The 20,000-nt window shown below is 57.6% G+C and carries 22 protein-coding genes, 1 tRNA gene and 5 pseudogenes (1 of these 28 running past the window's edge); 15 read left to right on the top strand and 13 right to left on the bottom strand.

Annotated elements, in window-relative coordinates; translation table 11 throughout:
• A pseudogene (locus ACFQE9_RS06100) lies at nucleotides 1-17 on the bottom strand (ATP-binding protein); its annotated part reaches 199 nt to the left of the window's first position; the annotation flags it as partial.
• A 585-nt stretch (nucleotides 18-602) separates the two neighbouring features.
• Here ACFQE9_RS06100 and ACFQE9_RS06095 point away from each other — a divergent pair.
• Both ACFQE9_RS06095 and ACFQE9_RS06090 read left to right on the top strand, forming a co-directional pair.
• The gene (locus ACFQE9_RS06095) at nucleotides 603-1,190 is read left to right on the top strand and encodes a nucleotidyltransferase domain-containing protein (RefSeq protein WP_379741914.1); all 588 of its coding nucleotides are present in this window, start codon (nucleotides 603-605) and stop codon (nucleotides 1,188-1,190) included.
• Nucleotides 1,183-1,671, top strand: coding sequence for a hypothetical protein (locus ACFQE9_RS06090; RefSeq protein WP_379741881.1), 489 nt, complete (start codon nucleotides 1,183-1,185; stop codon nucleotides 1,669-1,671). The genes ACFQE9_RS06095 and ACFQE9_RS06090 overlap by 8 nt, the downstream gene beginning before the upstream one ends.
• A gap of 274 nt (nucleotides 1,672-1,945) precedes the next feature.
• Here the strand turns inward: ACFQE9_RS06090 and ACFQE9_RS06085 are convergent, their stop codons facing one another.
• The 3 genes from ACFQE9_RS06085 to ACFQE9_RS06075 form a co-directional block, all read right to left on the bottom strand.
• Nucleotides 1,946-2,266: a hypothetical protein gene (locus tag ACFQE9_RS06085; RefSeq protein WP_379741878.1), complete on the bottom strand. Its 321-nt coding sequence runs from the start codon at nucleotides 2,264-2,266 to the stop codon at nucleotides 1,946-1,948.
• A gap of 32 nt (nucleotides 2,267-2,298) precedes the next feature.
• Nucleotides 2,299-2,370, bottom strand: a tRNA-Gly gene (locus ACFQE9_RS06080).
• Between the two features lie 21 nt (nucleotides 2,371-2,391).
• A complete protein-coding gene (locus ACFQE9_RS06075; protein ID WP_379741875.1) occupies nucleotides 2,392-3,162 on the bottom strand; it encodes a hypothetical protein in 771 nt (256 codons plus the stop codon).
• 158 nt (nucleotides 3,163-3,320) lie between these two features.
• Here ACFQE9_RS06075 and ACFQE9_RS06070 point away from each other — a divergent pair, with 158 nt between their 5' ends.
• Complete coding sequence (locus ACFQE9_RS06070) at nucleotides 3,321-4,601, top strand: RNA-guided endonuclease InsQ/TnpB family protein (RefSeq protein WP_379741872.1); 1,281 nt, start codon at nucleotides 3,321-3,323, stop codon at nucleotides 4,599-4,601.
• Nucleotides 4,602-4,878: 277 nt separating this feature from the next.
• On the opposite strand, the gene ACFQE9_RS06065 is transcribed toward ACFQE9_RS06070, so the two are convergent.
• Nucleotides 4,879-5,742 carry an HAD family hydrolase gene (locus ACFQE9_RS06065; protein WP_379741869.1) on the bottom strand — a complete coding sequence of 288 codons (864 nt, stop codon included), beginning with the start codon at nucleotides 5,740-5,742 and terminating at the stop codon, nucleotides 4,879-4,881.
• Nucleotides 5,743-5,751: 9 nt separating this feature from the next.
• Entirely contained in the window at nucleotides 5,752-6,357 is a 606-nt protein-coding gene (locus tag ACFQE9_RS06060) for a winged helix-turn-helix domain-containing protein (protein WP_379741866.1), read from the bottom strand.
• A 67-nt stretch (nucleotides 6,358-6,424) separates the two neighbouring features.
• Here ACFQE9_RS06060 and ACFQE9_RS06055 point away from each other — a divergent pair, with 67 nt between their 5' ends.
• Nucleotides 6,425-7,144, top strand: a complete 720-nt coding sequence (locus ACFQE9_RS06055) for a DUF7509 family protein (protein ID WP_379741863.1) — start codon at nucleotides 6,425-6,427, stop codon at nucleotides 7,142-7,144.
• 177 nt (nucleotides 7,145-7,321) lie between these two features.
• On the opposite strand, the gene ACFQE9_RS06050 is transcribed toward ACFQE9_RS06055, so the two are convergent.
• The gene (locus ACFQE9_RS06050) at nucleotides 7,322-7,789 is read right to left on the bottom strand and encodes an IS1096 element passenger TnpR family protein (RefSeq protein WP_379741860.1); all 468 of its coding nucleotides are present in this window, start codon (nucleotides 7,787-7,789) and stop codon (nucleotides 7,322-7,324) included.
• 223 nt (nucleotides 7,790-8,012) lie between these two features.
• Here ACFQE9_RS06050 and ACFQE9_RS06045 point away from each other — a divergent pair, with 223 nt between their 5' ends.
• The 3 genes from ACFQE9_RS06045 to ACFQE9_RS06035 all read left to right on the top strand — a co-directional run bounded on the left by ACFQE9_RS06045 (nucleotide 8,013) and on the right by ACFQE9_RS06035 (nucleotide 10,216).
• Nucleotides 8,013-8,939 carry an ArdC-like ssDNA-binding domain-containing protein gene (locus ACFQE9_RS06045; protein ID WP_379741857.1) on the top strand — a complete coding sequence of 309 codons (927 nt, stop codon included), beginning with the start codon at nucleotides 8,013-8,015 and terminating at the stop codon, nucleotides 8,937-8,939.
• Between the two features lie 300 nt (nucleotides 8,940-9,239).
• A complete protein-coding gene (locus ACFQE9_RS06040) occupies nucleotides 9,240-9,773 on the top strand; it encodes a DUF7342 family protein (protein WP_379741854.1) in 534 nt (177 codons plus the stop codon).
• A gap of 8 nt (nucleotides 9,774-9,781) precedes the next feature.
• Nucleotides 9,782-10,216 carry a toxin-antitoxin system TumE family protein gene (locus ACFQE9_RS06035; RefSeq protein ID WP_379741851.1) on the top strand — a complete coding sequence of 145 codons (435 nt, stop codon included), beginning with the start codon at nucleotides 9,782-9,784 and terminating at the stop codon, nucleotides 10,214-10,216.
• Between the two features lie 11 nt (nucleotides 10,217-10,227).
• On the opposite strand, the gene ACFQE9_RS06030 is transcribed toward ACFQE9_RS06035, so the two are convergent.
• Nucleotides 10,228-11,508, bottom strand: coding sequence for an RNA-guided endonuclease InsQ/TnpB family protein (locus ACFQE9_RS06030; RefSeq protein WP_379741848.1), 1,281 nt, complete (start codon nucleotides 11,506-11,508; stop codon nucleotides 10,228-10,230).
• Nucleotides 11,509-11,631, bottom strand: a complete 123-nt coding sequence (locus ACFQE9_RS06025) for a hypothetical protein (RefSeq protein ID WP_379741845.1) — start codon at nucleotides 11,629-11,631, stop codon at nucleotides 11,509-11,511.
• A gap of 189 nt (nucleotides 11,632-11,820) precedes the next feature.
• Between ACFQE9_RS06025 and ACFQE9_RS06020 the strand changes: the two are divergent.
• The 4 genes and pseudogenes from ACFQE9_RS06020 to ACFQE9_RS06005 all read left to right on the top strand — a co-directional run.
• A pseudogene (locus ACFQE9_RS06020) lies at nucleotides 11,821-12,019 on the top strand (transcription initiation factor IIB family protein); the annotation flags it as partial.
• A 76-nt stretch (nucleotides 12,020-12,095) separates the two neighbouring features.
• Nucleotides 12,096-12,608: a winged helix-turn-helix domain-containing protein gene (locus ACFQE9_RS06015; protein WP_379741842.1), complete on the top strand. Its 513-nt coding sequence runs from the start codon at nucleotides 12,096-12,098 to the stop codon at nucleotides 12,606-12,608.
• Nucleotides 12,605-13,056, top strand: a pseudogene (locus tag ACFQE9_RS06010) (toxin-antitoxin system TumE family protein). The gene ACFQE9_RS06015 and the pseudogene ACFQE9_RS06010 overlap by 4 nt, the downstream one beginning before the upstream one ends.
• A 2-nt stretch (nucleotides 13,057-13,058) precedes the next feature.
• A complete protein-coding gene (locus tag ACFQE9_RS06005) occupies nucleotides 13,059-13,880 on the top strand; it encodes an SWIM zinc finger family protein (protein ID WP_379741839.1) in 822 nt (273 codons plus the stop codon).
• A 45-nt stretch (nucleotides 13,881-13,925) separates the two neighbouring features.
• Here the strand turns inward: ACFQE9_RS06005 and ACFQE9_RS06000 are convergent.
• The 3 genes and pseudogenes from ACFQE9_RS06000 to ACFQE9_RS05990 form a co-directional block, all read right to left on the bottom strand.
• Nucleotides 13,926-14,476: pseudogene (locus tag ACFQE9_RS06000) on the bottom strand (DUF7342 family protein).
• Nucleotides 14,477-14,487: 11 nt separating this feature from the next.
• Nucleotides 14,488-14,985, bottom strand: a complete 498-nt coding sequence (locus ACFQE9_RS05995) for a type II toxin-antitoxin system VapC family toxin (protein WP_379741837.1) — start codon at nucleotides 14,983-14,985, stop codon at nucleotides 14,488-14,490.
• 6 nt (nucleotides 14,986-14,991) lie between these two features.
• Nucleotides 14,992-15,303, bottom strand: coding sequence for a hypothetical protein (locus ACFQE9_RS05990; protein WP_379741834.1), 312 nt, complete (start codon nucleotides 15,301-15,303; stop codon nucleotides 14,992-14,994).
• Nucleotides 15,304-15,462: 159 nt separating this feature from the next.
• Between ACFQE9_RS05990 and ACFQE9_RS05985 the strand changes: the two are divergent.
• Nucleotides 15,463-15,750: pseudogene (locus tag ACFQE9_RS05985) on the top strand (type IV toxin-antitoxin system AbiEi family antitoxin domain-containing protein); the annotation flags it as partial.
• 62 nt (nucleotides 15,751-15,812) lie between these two features.
• Here ACFQE9_RS05985 and ACFQE9_RS05980 read toward each other — a convergent pair.
• Nucleotides 15,813-16,301 carry an ArsR family transcriptional regulator gene (locus ACFQE9_RS05980; RefSeq protein WP_379741831.1) on the bottom strand — a complete coding sequence of 163 codons (489 nt, stop codon included), beginning with the start codon at nucleotides 16,299-16,301 and terminating at the stop codon, nucleotides 15,813-15,815.
• A 115-nt stretch (nucleotides 16,302-16,416) separates the two neighbouring features.
• Here ACFQE9_RS05980 and ACFQE9_RS05975 point away from each other — a divergent pair, with 115 nt between their 5' ends.
• The 3 genes from ACFQE9_RS05975 to ACFQE9_RS05965 all read left to right on the top strand — a co-directional run bounded on the left by ACFQE9_RS05975 (nucleotide 16,417) and on the right by ACFQE9_RS05965 (nucleotide 19,740).
• Complete coding sequence (locus ACFQE9_RS05975; RefSeq protein WP_379741828.1) at nucleotides 16,417-17,217, top strand: DUF8170 family protein; 801 nt, start codon at nucleotides 16,417-16,419, stop codon at nucleotides 17,215-17,217.
• A gap of 379 nt (nucleotides 17,218-17,596) precedes the next feature.
• Nucleotides 17,597-18,031: a hypothetical protein gene (locus ACFQE9_RS05970; protein WP_379741825.1), complete on the top strand. Its 435-nt coding sequence runs from the start codon at nucleotides 17,597-17,599 to the stop codon at nucleotides 18,029-18,031.
• A 23-nt stretch (nucleotides 18,032-18,054) separates the two neighbouring features.
• Nucleotides 18,055-19,740 carry a DUF8186 domain-containing protein gene (locus ACFQE9_RS05965; RefSeq protein WP_379741822.1) on the top strand — a complete coding sequence of 562 codons (1,686 nt, stop codon included), beginning with the start codon at nucleotides 18,055-18,057 and terminating at the stop codon, nucleotides 19,738-19,740.
• The last annotated feature ends 260 nt before the right edge of the window (nucleotides 19,741-20,000 follow it).

Raw genomic sequence — 20,000 nt, 5'->3', positions numbered from 1 at the left:
TTCACGAAGCGATCCATACGCTTACGCTATCGCCATGATGAATAATTCTTCCGAGTAGTCTACTTTGTAATAGGCTAATCTGATATAGGCTATTTAGGAATTCCTTATTTAACCCATTGTACATCATGGACAGAGGATGTCAAGTCCTCGAGTATCAGTGAATTACTTTCTATCGTGTGGGGGAGCGCCTATGCCCACATCTACGTTCAGGGGATCGTGTCCCGAACCGAGGTTTGTGCCGAGGATTCAATTCGCTTAAATCGCATCGATCACGAGCGCTGCGATCACGACCGGCTCTGTTGGGATCGAGCTGGTATCGCTTAGTGAAATTTCGTACTGATCGAAGTCAAATCGCGCGAATTCCCCCTCGATTGAGCCGACTGGATTCCCTTCTGAATTGGCTATCTCGTACTTGTGACATCCTCCTCGCCGTAAGCTGTGGTACCGGATCGCCTGAGTGGGTACCGTCGTCTTTGGACCAATTCACCGCCAGAGTTTTCAGATAGTTTCCTAATAGGAATTATATGCCTAATAGGAAGAACTCGATCTCGATCGAGTTACAGTATCCGTTTCCAGAGGAGCGGGTCTTCCGCTACCAAGCGATGCAGGACGTCCTCGACGTGCTCATCGACCAACCGTATGCGACGTACTCGATGAGCGAACTCGCGACGATCACGGGGGCACATACGGGAACGATCTCCAAGGCGGTCAGGCTGCTGTCTGAGCTCGACATCGTCGAGACGACGCAAGACGGACGGACCCAGCAGGTCCGGATCAACCGTGACCGGCTCACGAAACCGGACCCGATCCTCTCGATCCCGCAGCGCGAGTTTCACCAGCCAATTCGGGCATTCCTGCACCGAATCCGGGACGAGGTGGACGAGTTAGTCGGAGTCGTCCTGTTCGGAAGCGTCGCTCGGGGGGAGGCGGACAGGGCCAGCGACATCGATCTCTTGGTGATCGTCGACGACGACAAGACGACAGCCCGTCGGACCGTCCAGTCGATCGTCAGTGATCTCGAGGACCAACGGTTCGAGGGGAATCGATACACGTTCCAGCCGCTCGTCGAATCAACGGACAGCGTCCACCGAATTGGCGACCAGCTCCGGCCCCAGTTCGACGCCGGGATCACGTTGGTCGGCTCCGACCAACTCTCCGAGCTCCGGACCGAGGTGTACGCCGATGAATGACGATATCCGGGACCAATTAGTGAAAGCCGAGCGGACCTTCGAGGGGAGCCCCGGCACGATCGAGGAGGGGTTGGATGTCGACGACGCGGAATTGGTCCAACTTCGCCGTGCCTGCCGACTATTGGAGGTCGGGTCGAACCTCCTCGAGCAAGGGTACTACACGGTCGTGATCGAGTCGGCGTTCGTCGCCATCGAGCGCACCATCCAGTTCCGGTTGATCTACGACGGAGCGATGTCCCCCGAGGAGGTCATCAGTAGCCACCGGCGGCTCTACGAACGTGGGGCCGAGATCGGCCTCTACGACGACGCGTTTGGAGACGACCTCGCCGAGCTATGGACCCGGAACCGAACGAAGACCTACTACAGGCTTGGGATCGCAACGAAGGAACAGGCCGGGGCAATGTACGGGCTCGCCGACGACATCCACCGGCACCTCGTCGATATGACTCGGGTGTCACACGAGTGTCTCCGTCACGGCTGATCGGTAGCCACTCCGCGAATAGAGCGGGATCGATCACTGAGGCAGGGGAAGTTGACCGAGGAGAACAGGAGATCGTCGGCTCGGGATTCTCGATCCACACGACGACCACGGTCGAGATCGGTATTAGGAGAGCAGAACGACGGATGATTCGATGAACTCGATGAGTTTGTCCTCGAGTTCTCCGCGATCGATACAGTACCGGAACCGCAGGCTGTACGCGTCGTCCATCTCGTCGATCGACGCGCTGTTGAACTTCGGCTCGTACGTATTCCCTTCACCTCTCGGTATCGATCGACTCCACGCCTGGAACGTCGGTGAGTCGCGTCTCCACGTCGTCGGGCGGTCGCCTCGCCCATCGAATGGTCACGCCGACGGTGATCACGGTGGCCGAGAGCTGCGGGTTGAGGCCGTGGAGTTCGTCGATCGATGCGTCCGCAACGTATTCACTTCGTAACAATCGATCCTCGGCCGCGGTGGCGAGGTCGCTGTCCGTTCGGTGCGGAATACGGACGGTGACGGTCATGGTTGAGGTCGATACGGGTTCGGTGTGTGTGCTGATAGCCATTCTGAGGCCTCCAATGTGTGAGCGCGCCACGAGGAATTCCGTTCCACGAGCGACGCTCGAAGTGCGCGAGGGACGATTCGAACGCCCCTCTCGGTCCTGGCAGGACCGCGTGTTGCCTGCTACACTACTCGCGCTCAAGGGGGATGGGAGGGCAGCTACGCTGGTTCGACGGCGTCGATCTCATCGATGATCTGCATCGGTCGTTCGGCGTGCTCGATGAACGGGAGCACGTTCTCCGACCAGCCGGATACGTTGTAGACGTTCTCGTACCCCTCGGGAGTGACGAGATCGCCGTAGGACGCGAGATCGACGAGATACAGCGCGGTGTCCGGCGAGACCTCCTCGCGGTAGGCGTCGAACGCCTCCTTCACGGTTCGGTCGTCGCGCATCGTGAACGGCGTGCTGTCCCAGATCTGCATGTCGGTGAAGATGACGATGCGGTCGACGGCGACGTTCCGCTCTCGAAGCTGCGCTATCGCCTTCCAGCCGTTCGTCGAGTTCCCGACATCGCCGTCAATGGCGAGTACGGCTTCCTGGCGTTGCAACACCGGCGTGTCGACGTGCATCGACACGGTCCGGAAGTCGTCGCCGAAGCCGCCGACGGTGGCACCCTGGTCGGCGAGGATCGCACCGAACAGGGCGCCGATCTCCTTGAGCCGGAGCGTGCTGTGGTGCGACAATAGTGCGTCCATCGATCCGGACAAGTCAACGGCGACGAAGGTGTCCTCGAACCCCTCGGGGACCGTTTCGACGCTGACGTCGATTGCCGCCTCCAACCACTGCTCAACTGCGGGTGCGTGAACGTCCGCCTCCTGTATCGCGGTGTACGCCTGGTAGTAGCGGAACGGGTACAACGGCGCGTGTCGTACCGCGTCCAACTCGAGGTGGTCGACGATGTCCTCCTCGTCGACGCCCGCCTCCAGCATGTTGCGAAGGTTACGGAGAATCGAGGAGAAAGCCTCGCGCTTTAGCGCGAGGATGAATCCGACACCACCCTTCACAGTCCGCCGTTCGATGGCACGGCTGGATATTCCACGCTGCGCCAATGCATACCTTCAAGTAAGTTTGTCTACATAGGTTACATATGGCGAAACAGGTCGTTACTCGCACCTACACTGCTTCCATACAGAACCAGTCTCGGGTGCAAGACGATCTTGATTCGCTCGGGTTCGCGGCTAGTAAGCTCTGGAACGTCGGACGGTGGACGTGCAGTCGGATCTGGGATGAAATCGATCACATTCCCAACCACAACGAACTCACCACGTACCTCAAGAACCACGAACGCTATGATGACCTCCATTCTCAGTCAAGTCAGCGAGTCCTTCAAGAACTCGCTGAAGCGTTCAACGGGTGGTACGGTAAACGACGTAACGGAGACTCGAGAGCAAACCCACCCGGTTACCGCAAACACGGTGACGAACACCCGCGTTCGACGGTGACGTTCAAAGCCGCCGGCTTCAAACTCGACACCCAATACGACCGCGTTCGACTCTCAAAGGGATCGACCCTCAAGGACTACTGGTCGGACTTCATACTGTGCAAGTACCAAACTCGACCCGACGTTGACCTCTCCGCCGTGGAGAACGTCCAACAAGTCCAGGTTGTATGGACGGGCAACGAGTGGGAACTTCGCTTCGTCTGTAAGGTCGAAATCGAGGTGGTTGAAGCCCCCGGTGAGAAGACGGTGGGTGTTGACCTCGGTATCAACAACTTCGCCGCACTCGCCTACGAGGACGGTCACAGCGAGTTGTACCCACTCAATTGCTTGAAACAGGACGACTACTACTTCAGCAAGCGAATCGCTCGGTGTGACGGCTCGAACTCCGAGCAGGCCACCCGGCTGAACCAGAAGAAGTCAACTCGCCGCACCCACTACTTCCACACGCTCTCAAAACACATTGTCCAGCGGTGTGTTGACGAGAACGTTGGAACGATCGTAGTGGGTGATCTCTCCGGCGTCCGTGAGGATGGAGAGAACGGCAAATCGAAAGACTGGGGCAAACACGGCAACCTCGACTTGCACTCGTGGGCGTTCGACCGGTTTACAGACCTGCTCGAATACAAGGCAGAGATGGAAGGTATCACGGTTGAACAGGTATCTGAGCGGGATACCTCGAAGTCGTGCTCGTGCTGTGGTCGGAAGCGTGATGCGAACCGTGTTGAACGCGGACTGTATGTCTGTGATGAGTGCGGTACAGTGGCGAACGCAGATGTGAACGGTGCTGAGAACATTCGGCAGAAAGTATCTCCGAGTTCACCGAATCTATCGGTGAATAGGAGTAACGGCTGGTTGGCACAGCCATCGACGTTCTTGTTTGACAAGGAAACTGGCGCGTTTGCGCCTCAAGAACAAGTCACGTCGTAAACCACAATATCCCAACCCAGCGGTACGGTGCCGTGGGAATCCTCGCGCTTCAGCGCGGGGAGGATGTCAAGGTTCTGGGGGCGTCGACGGCGATCCCTGGTTGTTCGGCATCAGCTGTCTGTAGACCCTCTCGACCATGCACGAGATTGGATGAACAATCACTTTGTTCAACTATCACCGGAATTATGTTGAGTGGTCTGGGATCCATCTCCGCTAACCTTCGAGTTCCTCCATTATCGTTGGCTTCCTAAGGTGAGGTTTTTGGACTCGACCACCCTCACAGCGCCTCCAGTTCATCGATCGTTCGGTCGGTACATACTCCTTCGATCGTTAATCGGAGCAGCGAGCCTAATCGACCACTTTCTCCATACATCGGTTTATTTAGATTCCCAGCTCTCCTCGGTGAACCAATATCTCTGATAGCACGCTGTTTCGCCGATCCCTCAGCACCCTCATCGTCACTATCAATTACACCAAAGACTCGTCCACCGCGATCCTTCACGAGCGAGAAACATGGAATATCCGTAATTCCGTCTCCGATATATATCATATTCTCAAACGGAGTTCGTCGTTCCTCAGGAGCTACTTGGGTGTTGACTTCATACGGGTTTTCTCTGGCTTCTGCTGGCGTAATCCCTTTGTTGATCTCGTAGAGGTACCGTGTCTTATCGGTGAATGAAATCGGCCGTTGGATGTGTTGGATGATGCCTTCAGCATTCGCATCCAATTGGGAGGCATACACCGCCTCGCACCTCTCTGCAATCTCGGTGCCTTGAATTATCGGTTCAAGACCCTCTGATAGGATATAGTAATCAATCGTGATGTCCTCGTATTCGTCTGCGATAGCATTGATATCGTCGAAGAGCCCGGGAACTCCCGGATAGAGAGTCTCAGTTAGATCTGTACCGAACGCTTCAAGGTCTTCTATGGTGAGTTCACCAAGCGGTTGATCCTCCCCGACCTTCTCGAGCAGTAATGAGAGATATGCAACTGTTGGGTCGTATCCTTCTCTCACGCGGGATTGGAATTCCGTAAACCAGAACTCCTCGGGAGAAATTCCGTGTTGTTCCAGTAGTTGCGTAGTTGAGTCTGGAGCGAGCGTATCGTCGAAATCGAATATCAATCCGATGTTTGTAGTCATTTACTTCGATCACTCCTGACTGACTACTCGTTGGAAGTCGAGTCTCCGTGCACGGAGATCACTACGGCGATCATCCAGGGCCTCTGTTTCCGCCTCGCCACCAACTACGAGCGCTCGTCTATCATCATCGGACATTCCATCAACCAATTCCGGATCTCCGAGTACATTGAAGCGGTTTTCGTGGGCGTATCCGCCGACGATATGCTCGATATCACTGCCAATTTCCTGCTTTCCGAGAGTCGTAATCCGGTAGTAGGTTTTCCGTCCGTCGGCATCCTCCGGAGCAGGAATCTTCGCGATGAGGTTTGTGTCGAGGAGATCGTTTAGATGATGCTGCAAGTCATTACTGTCACGACCGGTTTCTGCGACGAGCCGCTTTCTGGATATCTCCCCGTATTCGTACAGCAAGTATAGGATGCTATATCGCGTCGGCTCTGCGAGCGCCTTCTTTCGTTCGATATGTGCATCCAGAGAATCGATCTTTCCACCGAATAGCCGCTGTTCAACGTATTGGATCACGTTCCCGTCATCAAGTTCGTCGAAGAGTTCCGGCTCGGGAGTCCCCGTCATCATGAGTATACGTACGTCGTCCCCACTGATTAGGTTAACGATCATTAATCTATCTGTCCTCTCGGTATCTTAGAGCGATACCTATTCGGGTTTTGCCGTGCAAGCGGGGACAATGAATCGTCGTGACTACGGATTTACCTTCGAAGGTGAATCCGTTTTTTCACGGATACGGAAGGACGCTCCTCAACCACCTGAATCAAAACTTGAGGACGAATTTTATATCTTCGTGATGGGACCGTACACCGCATTTGACGCTACCTATGTCTATTCAGATGGAGATCAACTTCGATCGCCCTTCATTGACGACCCATTATTCAAACCAGAGTGCCATCTTGCTTCTGATGGGCGCGGAAGCTTCGAAGTAGCTCTCGAAGATCTTTGTCACGCCTTACGCGACCAGTTCGGAGTTCATGCGTTCCTTGCGACGGATATTGGGATCCCGACTGACACAGAAGCGGACGACGATGAGGGATCGATGTCCGTTCTCGACCAATCAGTAGCTTTCGCAGCAGTCAGTGATGCCGTCCTGTTCATCTTTTCAGAAGCTGGTCTGACAACCGGTGTTGGCTCGGAGGTCGGGGCCATCCTCGGGGAGTTTCACCTCCGAAGAGGGAATCCTGAGCCGATTCGTAAACCCCGAGAACGATTTCGAATTTTCAAGACGGAAGGGTTCAGCAGCGCCAGCGTTGATGAAATTCCATCTACCTACGATGTTGACACCATTGAATTCGAAACTCGAGAGGAATTGATACACAAAACTCAGCATTTCCTTGCCAACATAGAGCGTGAGGACCCTGATCAACTCCTTCCTGTCTTCAACCCGTACTCTTGAAGCGATAGTGAAGCGAATATAACGGCTTACTGATTACACTTTCAGGATCGATCAGTCTCGTACAATCAATCGGCTCGGACGACCCAGCTCTTACCAAACGATCGACCTTACTCTTTTGACAATGTTTGGTAAGAAGCGATCCATATCGACGGACCCCACTGGAGCATTCAATCGACGTCACGTGGTTCGCGACGATTCGTCAGTCTCGGGCGGCACGTACTGATCGACGGGCGCCCCCGTTTCGTTCACGATTTGCGGGTGGATGTCGCCCGCTTCATCCTCGTCGATCGACTTCAGGATCCCGTAGAATCGCCATTCATCGCCGTAGTCGTACAGGTAGCAGATCCGGTCGCCCACCTCGAGGTCCAGTTGGTCGGCCATCTCCCCGATGGTCGTTTCGGAGGCGTCGTACTCCGTGCTGGTTCCGATCGACTCCTCGATCTCCGTCGGTCGCTTGTACTGTACGGTGCTGTCCCAGTACGTTTCGTCAGCTCCGATGAACCAGAGGTGTTCGTGGTCCAGTCCGACCGCGTCGTTGAGCACGGTTTGGAGTTCGTCGACGGTTCGATCGAGACCGACGACGACGTCACGCCACAACTCGGTCGGCTCGGGGTCGTGCTTGAACCGGAATCGGTAGGTCGTCATGGTGACTGATTCGCGTCGACCGTTTCTTGGTTGGGTTGAACCTTTGGTCCATCGCTCGTCGACGACTGTGAGCCGAACATGTCGATCGAGTTCTCCGTGGAGCTGGGGTTTCGGGCGACCCGACGGGATGACGTCTTGAGCGACCGCAGAGAGTTTTTCGTGCGCCCCAGGGGGTGCGCGCGTGGTGAACTGCCATACCCGCCGTGAATTCGTTGTGACTACGATGGCTACGACCAGCAACTCGTCGGTTTCGTTCACCGAGACCGACGCACGACGCGACGAGATGCACAGCACGATCGATTCCTGGATCGACGACTTGGTCGACGGCGTCAACGACGCACGGGCTAGTGCGGAGTTTCGATCGTGGCTCGACGTCCAGAGTCGCTTCCATGACTACTCCTACAGAAACACGCTCCTCATCAAGCGCCAGTGTCCCGGGGCGACCCGCGTCGCCGGCTATCGGACCTGGCAGGAGGAGTTCGACCGCCACGTCAAGGAGGGCGAACGAGCGATCTGGATCTGGGCGCCGATCATCACGAAGCAGTGTCCGGAGTGTGGAAACTCGCCGAGCTACCACGAGAACACCGACTGCAACTACGACGAGACGTCAGCTGACGAGTGGTCGAAAGGCCTAGTCGGGTTCCGACCTGCGGCCGTGTTTGACATCTCTCAGACGGAGGGCGATCCACTTCCAGAGTTGCAAACGGCCGCGACTGGTGACGCCGACGAACTCGTGCCAGCGCTACTTGACGCCGCTACCGAGCTGGACCTCACCGTACGGATCGTCCCCAAAACGGACTGGCCCCATGGAGATGCGAAAGGCGTCTGTGAGAAATTGTCACTCTACGATGCACAGCCGCTCGTCGAGGTTCTCGATCGACCGAACCAGGCGGGCGTTGCAGGAACATTGATACATGAATACGCGCACGCCTTGCTTCATTTCGACGTCGACGACGATACCGAGCGATCGAAACGCGAGATTGAGGCTGAAGCCGTCGCGTACGTGGTCGGGCGGTACTGCGGGCTCGACACCAGTGGGTCGGCGTTCTACCTCGCGGCGTGGGAGTCGGACGATCCAGAAGTCGTTCGCGAGCGCCTCGGACGGATTAGTCGAACGGCAGAAGAGATCATAGAGTACCTGCCAATGTAGCAGCCAGTTGATCGAAACTATCCCCAAAGAACTCGCTACATATCTGTGTGGTTAGCTCTACACTTCACGGGCTCTGTTGAAATCCTCAGAGACTCACAGGTTCGCCTAGTAGTCTGACCGAATGGATGCCCTCCCGAAGTCGCGGTTACACCAGTGTTGTCGAGGGGTTTAACCAACAGTACGGACGCAAAATTGCGCGTTTGTTGGTTAACACAACCTCCAACCTCCAACTCGAGTTCCTAATACGGGAAACTATTCACAGTCACAAGAACTAAATCCGCAGCTTGCCAAAATCTGCGTATGTCCAAGCCAGACACCGCGGATGGGCCGCCCCCCTTTGAGGACGCGTTCAGCAGCGACGACGTCGAACAACGTATCTACGGCGCCATCCTGCAGACCCGCGCGCCGACGACGGCGAGCGCGATCGCCGACATCGCCGACTGCGACCCCAAGACCGCCCGGAAGTACCTTGGCTGGTTCGACGATTTGGGGATCGTCACCCGGCACGATGGCCATCCGACCACCTACGAACGGAATGACGCGTATTTTGAGTGGCGACGCATCAACCAACTCGCAGCCGACCATTCCGTCGGAGAGCTTCAAGAACGCGCTCGTGAGCTGACGACGCGCATCACCGAGTATGAAGAGGCGTACGACGCCGCGTCACCGGCCGCCGTCGACGCCGTCGCCGCCGCGGAGGGCAGCGACGAGCGGACCATCGACAACGTGTACAGCGACCTCGGCGACTGGGCGACCGCCCGCGAGGAGCGTGACCGCTACGAACGCGCGCGCCAGCAACGCACGGGTGGCGAGCGCGAACAGGCATCCGGGTAGCCCGCTCGATGGTGCCACCGACAGGCGATGGTGGGAGCCCTGCCCCCATCGACCGTCCAATCCTCAAGTTCCTCCAGACGCGGCTCCAAGCGACGAGGCAGGTCTCCCGAGCGACCGTCACGGATACAAGCGGTCATCTGGAACTCCACGTCGTCTTTGCCTCGTCGTATTACCCGGCAGTCGTCGAGGAGGCACAGTTGACGGTCCGTTGGTACATGAACGACGACTTCAAATTCCACTATCGAGAGCAGCAGGTAGACCACACCTGGGAGTGCCGGTGGGACCGGCACCCGAATCCGCACAATACACGGGACCACTTCCATCCCCCGCCCACCGCCCCGACGCCCGGCGAGGACGCATCGTGGCCGGACGACCATCGTGACGTCGTTGCGCTCGTCCTCGACGAGATCGAAGACCGGATCACGACCCTCTGGAGCAAGTGAACTACCCCACCCTACCGCTCGCCTGACGGCTCGCGCTTGAGGGTGTCGTCAGAACTCGGAGAGTTCTGACTGCTAACCAGAAGTCTTTGACTTCTGGTGATGGGGCTTCCTGCTTCCACGACGCGCTTTGCAGATACAGGCGTATCCACAGGGAGGGCAATCTCCACAGGCGTTGATTCGGAGCGTCCCGCTCCTAACCGCTTTGTGATACCGCGAGAAAGAATGTTCCATGCCGCGTTCGCGTCTCTATCCGCTTCAAACCCACACGCCGGACACGAGTGTTCACGGACCCACAGCGCTTTCTCGGTCGAAACGCCGCAGGGGGCGCACTCTTTGGTCGTTCCGTACGGATTCACGGCGACGAAGTGCGTTCCTTCGCGCTCGCACTTGTATTCGAGCATCCGAAGGAACGTCCCCCACGCCGCTCCTGCCCGGTTCCGAGAGTTGCCCGGAAGTTCGACCAACCCCTTCGCGTCCAAGTCCTCGACCGCTACGAAGTCGTACTCTCTCGCGTAGTAGTTCGAGAGTTTGTGGAGGAAGTCGCGGCGCTTTCGCTTGAGGTCGGTGTGACGTTCAGCCACGACCTTCCGCTGTTTCTCCCAATTTGCGGAACCGTGCTGTTTCCGCGCGAGGTTGCGTTGGGCGCGTTCAAGTCGCTCGCGTTCGTCGGACAAGTCGAGGGATTCGACTGCGGTTCCGTCTGTGTCGTGAGCGTACTTGAGAATCCCCACGTCGATACCGACGCACTTCTCGGGATTCTCGGGCTTCGCAGGCGGGTCGTCCGGGGTTTCAACGCCGAGGATAGCGTACCACTTGCCGGTGGGTTCGCGTTTGACCGTGACGGTCTTGATTTCGGCGTCGTCGGGGAGGTCGCGGTAGAAGGTGATGGGTATGTCACCGAGTTTCGAGAGCCACAGCCGAGTCCGACCACTCGTGTTCTTAAGCTTGAAGCCGGATTGACTGTAGGTGAAACTACGGTACTCGTCCGGTGCCTTCCACTTGAGCGTCCCGACGCGGTAGCCGTTCTCTTTGCGACCCCGGAGCGTCGAAAGGTTGTCGTACAACCGCTGAACGGTTTTCTGAAGAACCTTCGAGTGGACGTCTTTCAGGTCGCTCCACCACTTCTTGAGACTCGGCAGGAGTTTCTGCTCGGAGTACGCCGAGGTATCGTCGGTGCGGTTGAGTCGATGGAGGAAGTGGTTGTAGACCTGTCTACAGGTATCGACAGTCCACGCTAACCGATCTGTGAGCGCGTCGGACGGTCGGAGCCGATACCTGTAGTTGTAGTTCATCTACGAGCGTTCTTCGATGAGTTCGTCAAGTTGCTCTTGGACGAACGAGGACAGACTCAGGTGGTTCTCCTGAATCCACTCCTCTTGGTCGTCACGGATAGAGATGGTCTTGCGCGTTGCCACTCCATAAGTTATGCAAAATGCGTACTAAACAGTTGCGGTTGCGTGGGCCTGTGGGCCGAGCGTCGAACGTGTTTGAGAACCGTGCGGCGCTGTATCCTCCCTACTCGCTCGCTCCGCTCGTTCGTTGAAGAAGGGGCCTTTGCGCCTCAATTCAGGTAAAAGGTCACGGTATCGCGTGGAGTGTTTGTCCGCGCCGGAAGGCGTGCAGCGCGCGACAGCGTGCGCGGCGTCACGACGGGCGTCCATCCGGCCGGGGTTCGCAGCGGCCTGCCTATACAAAGCGGGACAGGAACAGGGGCAGTGGGTGACCGACGTCGCGGAGACAGTGAACGTCACGCCAAAGACGGTCCGGATCCACCACGAGACGTTAGAGGAGCAGGTAGCCTGACAACGCTCATCTACAAGCACTGCCATTAATAATTTTCTCAGGAAACTATTTGTTTCTTGATTGCGTAGCACCCAGTATGACCAAGACGTGGGATGACGTCAACGAGCAGGTCAAAGAGGACTGGAAAGACGACACCACACCGTTCGAGCGTGTGTACGAAATCGTCGAACAGACCCACGACGGGCAATCGGCAGCCGAGATCGCCGATCGCGCCCTCGTGAGCGAGCCGACGGCACGTCGACACTGCAAGACGCTGGTAAACACCAGGTTCGCCGAGACGGAACAGGACGGCCAAACAACGCTGTACAAGCGAAACAGCGACCGGGTGTTGATGTCCCGGATCCGTGAGCTGCGTGAGGAAGTCGATCGACCGGAGTTGCTCGACAGCATCCAGGACATGAAGGGCGAGATCCGGCGCTACGAGGACCGCTACGATGTGGTGTCTCCTGAGGAACTCGCCCAGCAACTCGACGCCGACGAGACGGAAGGCTGGGACGACCTCACCGCGTGGAGGACGACGCGACAGAATCTCGCCGTTGCCCAAGCCGCACTCGCCTACGACGAGGCTAGCCACCAGCTCGCGGTATGAACGGTAATGACCGCGCCGGCGAGTTCGGGCCGATCTATCTGCCGGCGCTCCAGCGGATCGTGACCTGTGGCTCGAACTCGAACCGCTCGTCGACGCCACCGCGTACGACGACGTCGTCGCCCCCACGGAACTGCAGATCAGTCTCAGCGATGGACTCGGCCACGCCGAGAGTGCTCGCCTCGATATCCAGTGGAGCGAACTGGGGATGTATTCGTTCCACTACGTCGATAGCGACGATGTCAATTGGCGCTTCGATCGCCACCCGAATACACACTCTCCCGAGATCCATTTCCACCCGCCGCCCGACGCCGCGACGACGGACGCCGAATCGTCCTGTATCGACGTGACCGAGGTGTCACTCGTGACGCGTGCCGTCCATGCAATGTGGCGAGCGGCGTACGAGGATGATACACTGGATCGGCTGAATAGTGCGTCAAACCCACCGTGAGAATGGATGTAACCGAGGACGCAGTTCGGGACATCTGCACGGACGCGGTCTTCGAACGTGGCGAACGATACCGTGACGAGGGTCGCATCCACGAGATTCACCACGTCGACAGCGCCGTAACCGCCGCGGTGAGTGGCAGCCGTCAGTACGATGTTCGTGTTGATCTTGCTACCGACGGATTTACCCCGTGGTGCGATTGTCCGTACGATGGGCCGGGAGCGTGCAAGCACGTCGTCGCCGTGTTGCTTCGGTGTGTTGACGACTCACCGCCAGACGAAGGCGATCGACTCGACGCCGCACTCGACGGTACCGACGCAGACGAGCTCCACGCGTTCCTGCGTGATGAACTCGCGATCAATACGGATCTCCGTGATCGGTTTCTCGCCCGCGTCGGCGAGCCGACGAGACAGTCGGTCGACGAGCTTCGCACCGCGATCGACCGGCAGTTTGAGGAGACGAACCCAGAGTACCACGTCGTTTTCGAGCCGATCGACTTCACGCAGTGGTTCGATCTCGCGAACGAGTACCGCGAGCAGGGGCGGTATGCGTCGGCGGCGACGGTCTACCGGGCACTCGTCGAATCGCTCGACGACAACATGGAGCGCGTTGACGGCGCATATGACCACTTCTCGAGTGCGTTCAGTCGGGCACTCGACGGGTATGTCGACTGTGTCGCGGCTACGGAACGCGACGCTGATGCCGTCACTGACGCCATCGCATTCCTCAACGAGGCGGCAATGTCGGGAACGCCGTTCCTCGCGGAACACTTCGAGAAGGCAGCAGTCGATCTCCGGGAAAAGGCGGATGAGCAGTCCGACGAATAGCTGTGTCGCCCTCGATGACGCCCGCACGTTCGACGATCGCGAAAATTAGTTTGTGACGCGATCAGCCACGCTGATCCGCTGTTCGCGAGCGGCTTCGACGTCGGAGTAGAGCGTCAACGCGTGCTTGATGAACCGTCGGTCTTCAAAATTCTCCTCCCAACGTGTAATCACGTCGCGGCGCTCGCGGGGCTCGGCACTTGCGAGATCACCGTCGGCGAGCGACTGTTCGAGATCCTCCCACGTCTCGACGTCGTAGGTCGCCTGCCACACCTCGATCTCCTCGGTGATTGCGGCCAATTCGTGGCAAAGCTCCTCGCGCGTGTTCACCTCGATGAGTGTGCAGATTTCCTCGAAGAGCAGACGCGTGTAGTCCGGCTGATAGCGCGTCGTCTCGCCGGCCTCGACGCGACGCAGCTGCCCTTGGTCGACAAGATCTTGGAGTTCTTCGTTGGTCGTGCTCAAGCGGCGTCGGCCTGCTCGCTGATCCAGTTGACCGACCACGGTTCGCGAAGCGTCTCGGCGACCGCTCGAATGCGGTCGCGGGCGCTAATCGACTCAGTCCACGTCTGGACGCCGTCTCGTGAGAATTCGGATATGCTTGGCACCTCTAGTCCTGATTGCGATATGGGAGCGTTGTCACGTCGAAGGCATCGTAGTGTCGGTCGTAGGTGAGGATGTGGTCGACTTCTAAGGCCTCCATATGCGCGGCAACAGTAAAATCGGTGAGTGACGCATCCAGATCCGTCCACTCGACGAACGTGGCTTTCGCGTCATCGAAAACGTCCTCGGGGACGGATTCGAGCTGATAGAGCATGCTCTCGTCCAGCGTCGTCAGGAACGACGCGGCGTTCCGTATCGACGCCTGTTTTTTCAGCCGGGTTGCGGCCTCGTCGACGATGTGATCGTTGACGATGAGGCGACGATAGGGGAGGTCACCGTCGCGGACGAACGCCATGAACGCCCGCGAGACTGCGTGCATCTGATCCTGTGGGTTGAACAATGCGTACAGGAACTTCGGGCCGACGACGACCTGATCGCGGATGTGCCCTGGGCGAAAATGCTCGGCTGTGACCGTGCCGATCGGGGTGTCAACTGGTTCAGCCATCCGAGTTCAGGATTGCGCGGACGGGTCGTCGGCGAGCGTAAACGATTCGTCGCTGCCGTGCCACTCCTCGACGAGATCGTCTTCCTCGCGAGCATCCGTCGCCGCTGACGCTGGAAGAGATTCGTCCTCGAGGTCGTCGAGGACGGTGAACGCTGGGTCGTTAGGATCCGCTTGCTGCTGGCGTTCGATCCACTCGATGAGCGCCTCGTGGCTGGCTTCTTTAAGCGAGAGGCCGTGTTCTCTCGCAAACTCGCGGAAGCGTTCGTATTCGTCCTCGTTCAGTTCAGTTTGCACGTGCTTGGTGTCGATACTGCTCATAGGAACCCCCGTTGCTACTCCCATCTACGTGCTCATGAAGTATAACATGTTCGAATGAGTTAGTTCATGTGCAAGCGGGAGATGGGGGGGGACTACTGGCCTTGAAGTTAAAATACGAGTGGACAAACCACACCAATCGATACGTGATCGCTATCTAGACTTCGAGAACTCGCAACCGCGATGCGCACCGCCGACGAACGGGGGTGCGACTGGGTCACTGTCGGCGCGTACCTCGAACGCCTCGACAACGGTGCTGCGACCAAGCGGATCGTCTACCTCGCCGACCAGCTCGGCATCGACCTCCCCGCCCGCGAGGAACTCGTCGCGTCGTTCACGAGTGGATATTCCTCATTGGACCCGACGCGGCCCGACACCGGATCGACCGACAGCACGTATCGCCTCCGAATCAACGTCGAGCCAGCCATGCTGGAGCCGACGGAGTCCTGATCAAGGTACGAAGTCGGCATATTTTCTCGGCAGCGTCGAGAACGGTGCTGTTCGACGACGAACTACGAGTTTGTGCCACCATCGACGGTGTCGAGATCGGGCTCGTCGAACTCGAGGGGTTCCGCGACGACATCCGGAAGCTCCGGGCGAGGGGCCGATTCGTGGCGCTCGATTTTCTCGGTCTTGCGCGTGTTCTCGTAGAGGGCGCGTGCGACCGGAAGCCCACGGAGATACTTGTAGTCGTGGAGGACCTCGACGCCCCGCTCCGTGAATCCGTAGAACTGGGCGGGGAGATCACGTTTTCCCTCGCTTGGTTCGTACGTGTAGCGTGCGAGGAGCCCGGCGTCGATCAACGTCTCCAGCTGGTCTTTGATAGCTGCTTGGCTCTTCCCGGTCATGTACTCGAGTTCGGCGAGCGACATCAGATGGGTGGGGTGGCCCAGCAACTCCTGGATGATGAGATGGCGCGTATCCTGGGACAGCAGCTTGAACAGCCGCTGCTGTTCCGCGAACGGCCCTGCATCGGCCGCACCAGTGTCGGTTTCGCTCATACGTGATGGTACGAGGGAGGCCGTTATAACAGTTAGGGTTATCCAAGTTGGTTAATTTAGAAAAGACCAAAGTGATTCAGAAGGGATAAGGTGGTGTGGTTTGAATCAGCAGTTAATGACCGACCCAAGCTCGCCGCCGGACGCTGGGGAGATTATGGCCGTTGTTCACGAGGCCGTCGGGGGCATCGAACTTGAGCCTGCAGAGAAACGGGAAATCTGGCGGTTCACCCAGCGTGAATTGCCGTATCTCTGGAGTCAGCGGACATCGTATTTCATCCTCGGGAGCTATCGCGACCCCTATATCCGCCGGCTTCGCGCCGTCCAGAACGAACTCACGAAGCAGCTCGGTGCCTATCCGTTCATCATGGGTGATCTCCTCGAACTCCCGACTGACCGGCTCAATACGTTCGATATCATGTTTTCGTTGCTCGCATCATACAGCGACTACATCGTCGGTGTCTTCGAGAAGGAGAGTGGTGGAGAGGCGCCTGAATTGGGCGAAATCGATGACCCACCGTATTTCGACAAGTCGTACGTGTTCCCGCGTGATTACGCGTGGGTGACTGACGCAAATCTTGACTCGACACAGCACGTCATTCAGGCCGCCCTCGAGATTGCGTTCGCAGACGATTTGTCGGAGGATGAAGTCCAAGCAAAAGTCGAGTCGCTCGTTGATCGCGCCCAAGAAAGCGGTCTCGACATCGACGAACAAGAGGTGTGGGATATGATCGACGGCCGGACAAATGAGGGCAAAGAGCCAGCAACGTACAGCTGGGTCCATCTCAACAAATTCCGTAAATTCGAACTCCACGAACGGTGCTTCCCGTGGACGACAGAGGACGAACTTCGAACTCTGGTTGACGAACTCCCGTCCCCGACGCCACGTCCGGAGTGGGAAGAGAGTGGGGAACAGTAAATTATCCTGCCCTACTAGCTTAGCGGTACACTCATCAAAGCGCGTCGATCAGGAAGCCCTACCCTCAAGGAGCGAACGGCGTCAGCCGTGAGCGAGTAGGGTAGTTCACTCCCGGAGATCAGCCACGGACTGACCGACTTCACGGACGTAGTCGCTCCGTTCCAGATCGAGTTCTTCGGCGAGATAATCGACGGTCCCCTTCAGGTCCATATGTCGTCGATCCACCCATCGAGTTTAATCTGGGTCTTGGTGTAGCGTTACAATTCCGATCGTAGACACCGATCCCGAGTGGAATGTGGACATTCGGATCATCTGGTACGTCGCTGCTCACATTTGTCTGTGACAAGATCTCTCGTATCGAGCAATCAACCGTAAGCATATGACTCAAAATTCCGCGAATACTGACGATGAATCGGACTCCACGACGGAGTCGCCCCACGAACACGCTAGCCCGTGGTCTAGCATTGGGCGTCAGGTACTCATGGTGAGTGTGCTGTTGAGTATCGTTGCGGTCCAACCGGTTGCTGCACAAGAGACTGCAGTATGCAACGCTGAACGTCTCCCCGACATGATCGAGGGATTCTTTCAGCTCACAACCGGTCTTGGCATCATCGGGTTAGCGATCGTGTGGCAGGCAGACGCGCTCATTGAGATGTTCACGCTGGACGCTGACCACAAAAAACGACTCGAACGCCACAAACGATCTGCGATCAAATCCGTCGTCGTTCTGCTGGCGTTAGGGCCGCTGTACACTGTCGCCGGTTCGATGATGGGGCTCCCGCTTGCCGAGTGCGTCAACCTCGTTCCGTGGTGAACGATCGACGACACACAATCGTCATGTCCCGGTCAACCCTTTCGATTATTCTGGCGAGCGTCCTCGTTGCGACTGTTCTCTCGGGAGTCGTGCTTGCGAAACCTCCCGGCTCTGGGTCCGAGCGTAACGGACTGACTGGGGATGAGGTCTCAACCCTCTGGTCTCGTGATTCTGATGAGGATCAAGATGGGGGAACTTCCCTAGAGCAACTCGCAAGTGGTACAGACATCACGTTCAAGGAACCGCCTCGTACAGCGGCAACGTGGAGTGAACATGACTTCGACGATCTCGAGGCTGGCGACATCGATCTGTCAGTCTATCCGCCATCGGCCTCCCGAGAGGATGGGTCGTACATCAAGGACGCCCATGCGACGATCTTTGGTGTCCATCCGTCCACGCGTGGCCACCTGGAAGCACGACGAGCGCCCCTCTATATCGCTCCTGCGGGAACCCTCCGTGGATTTGTTGATTATCGGATCGACGTCCCCAGAACGCGTTCGTGGGGCGATACGCTCGTTTACTGGACGCTCCTGTCACACGATATCGAGCGAGTTAGCGTGAAACTGGACGGCGAAACTGTCGCATCCGCCGATGGAACCCACACGCCGTCGATCGACTATGATCTCGACGGGAGTGGTCCGAGCACGCTGACGATCGACGCCGAAATTCGCACACGGTTGCGAAAAACCGTCGTCGATACGGAAGGCTCCTTACACGAGTACGAGTTCAGCTATCACGCTGAAACCGTCCACGTTTCGGATTCCGTCGATGTGGAGGTGTACACGCTCGATCCATCTGTTCGATCTGCGCACTATCCAAATGGGGATTCCGGCGCCGTCATCACCCAGACCCAGCCATGGCACGGCGTTCATTTCTCCGGAACAGCCGGCCACGTGCGTGGCGTCTGGCGGTACTATACTGCTCGCGATACGGACTGGGATACGCTTGTTCGATCGACGGCGTCACAGACTGAGGAGGTCCCGTCGGATGCACTTCCCGTCTACGTGCATGCATATCCGTCCGCGATCGGCCCACGGAGTGAACCAGTTCGAGATGGACCGACGATCATCGATACGTGGGGTATCGATAGAGGCTCTCCGAACACAATCGGTCCCAACGTTACCGTCGATGCCGTCGACGGCGTCTACACGGATTCAACGAGTATCGCGACTCGAACGGCCAGTTCCGACCTGGACCATGTCGAAATCCGTGGGCTGGTTCGTGGGGAATCCACGATCATTCCGAGACGTGACTTTGACACTGATCGGGAGCTCCGGCAGAGCGATCTCTCCGTCACGACGCTTCGTCATAATGCGACGGCGATGACGGTCCAGATCGAACTTACTGAGCGCCCATCCGGTTCGCCGATCGCGCTTCACGAGACGTCTCGATCCGGTGCTGGTCGTGGCTCCGATCGAAGTGGATATGTCGCAGTCGGCGATCGGCGAGTCAAAACGAACGAATCCGGACTCGTCGTCGTTACTGTTGCGGATCCCGGAATCCACACGATTCGGTATCACCCTGGGTCGTGGCTCACTCACGAGCCCGCATACGTGGGCGAGACGACGACCCTGCGGTTTCATCCACTTGCCTCCGTTGATGGGATCGTTGCGTTTCTCATCGAGGTCATGTGGCAACTACTCCCGTTTGTCGTCATGTTCTATGCTGGCCATCGGGTATTGCGCCAATTTGGACTGCACAACCGGTGATCCATGGCTAGTACAAACCTATCACCAGACGAAACGGACTGTGCAGCGCTCTCTAGTAGCGTGTCGCAGTCGATCTGCGTCGTCTCACGGAGATATCTCCGTCACGCTTCGGTTACATCAACTGGAGGGCTTGCGACATGGTCGATTTAATCGACGTGGTTCTGGAGGGCGCCAAGGACGTCGTCGATTGGGTGACGGACGTGTTTATGGAGGGTGTCCACACCGGATATGACACCCTTTCAGTGGAGCTCTTCGGCACT

Origin of the sequence: Halopenitus salinus, from assembly GCF_042662125.1 — an archaeon.
Taxonomy (GTDB): domain Archaea; phylum Halobacteriota; class Halobacteria; order Halobacteriales; family Haloferacaceae; genus Halopenitus; species Halopenitus salinus.
This window is presented reverse-complemented; position numbering and strand designations above follow the sequence as displayed.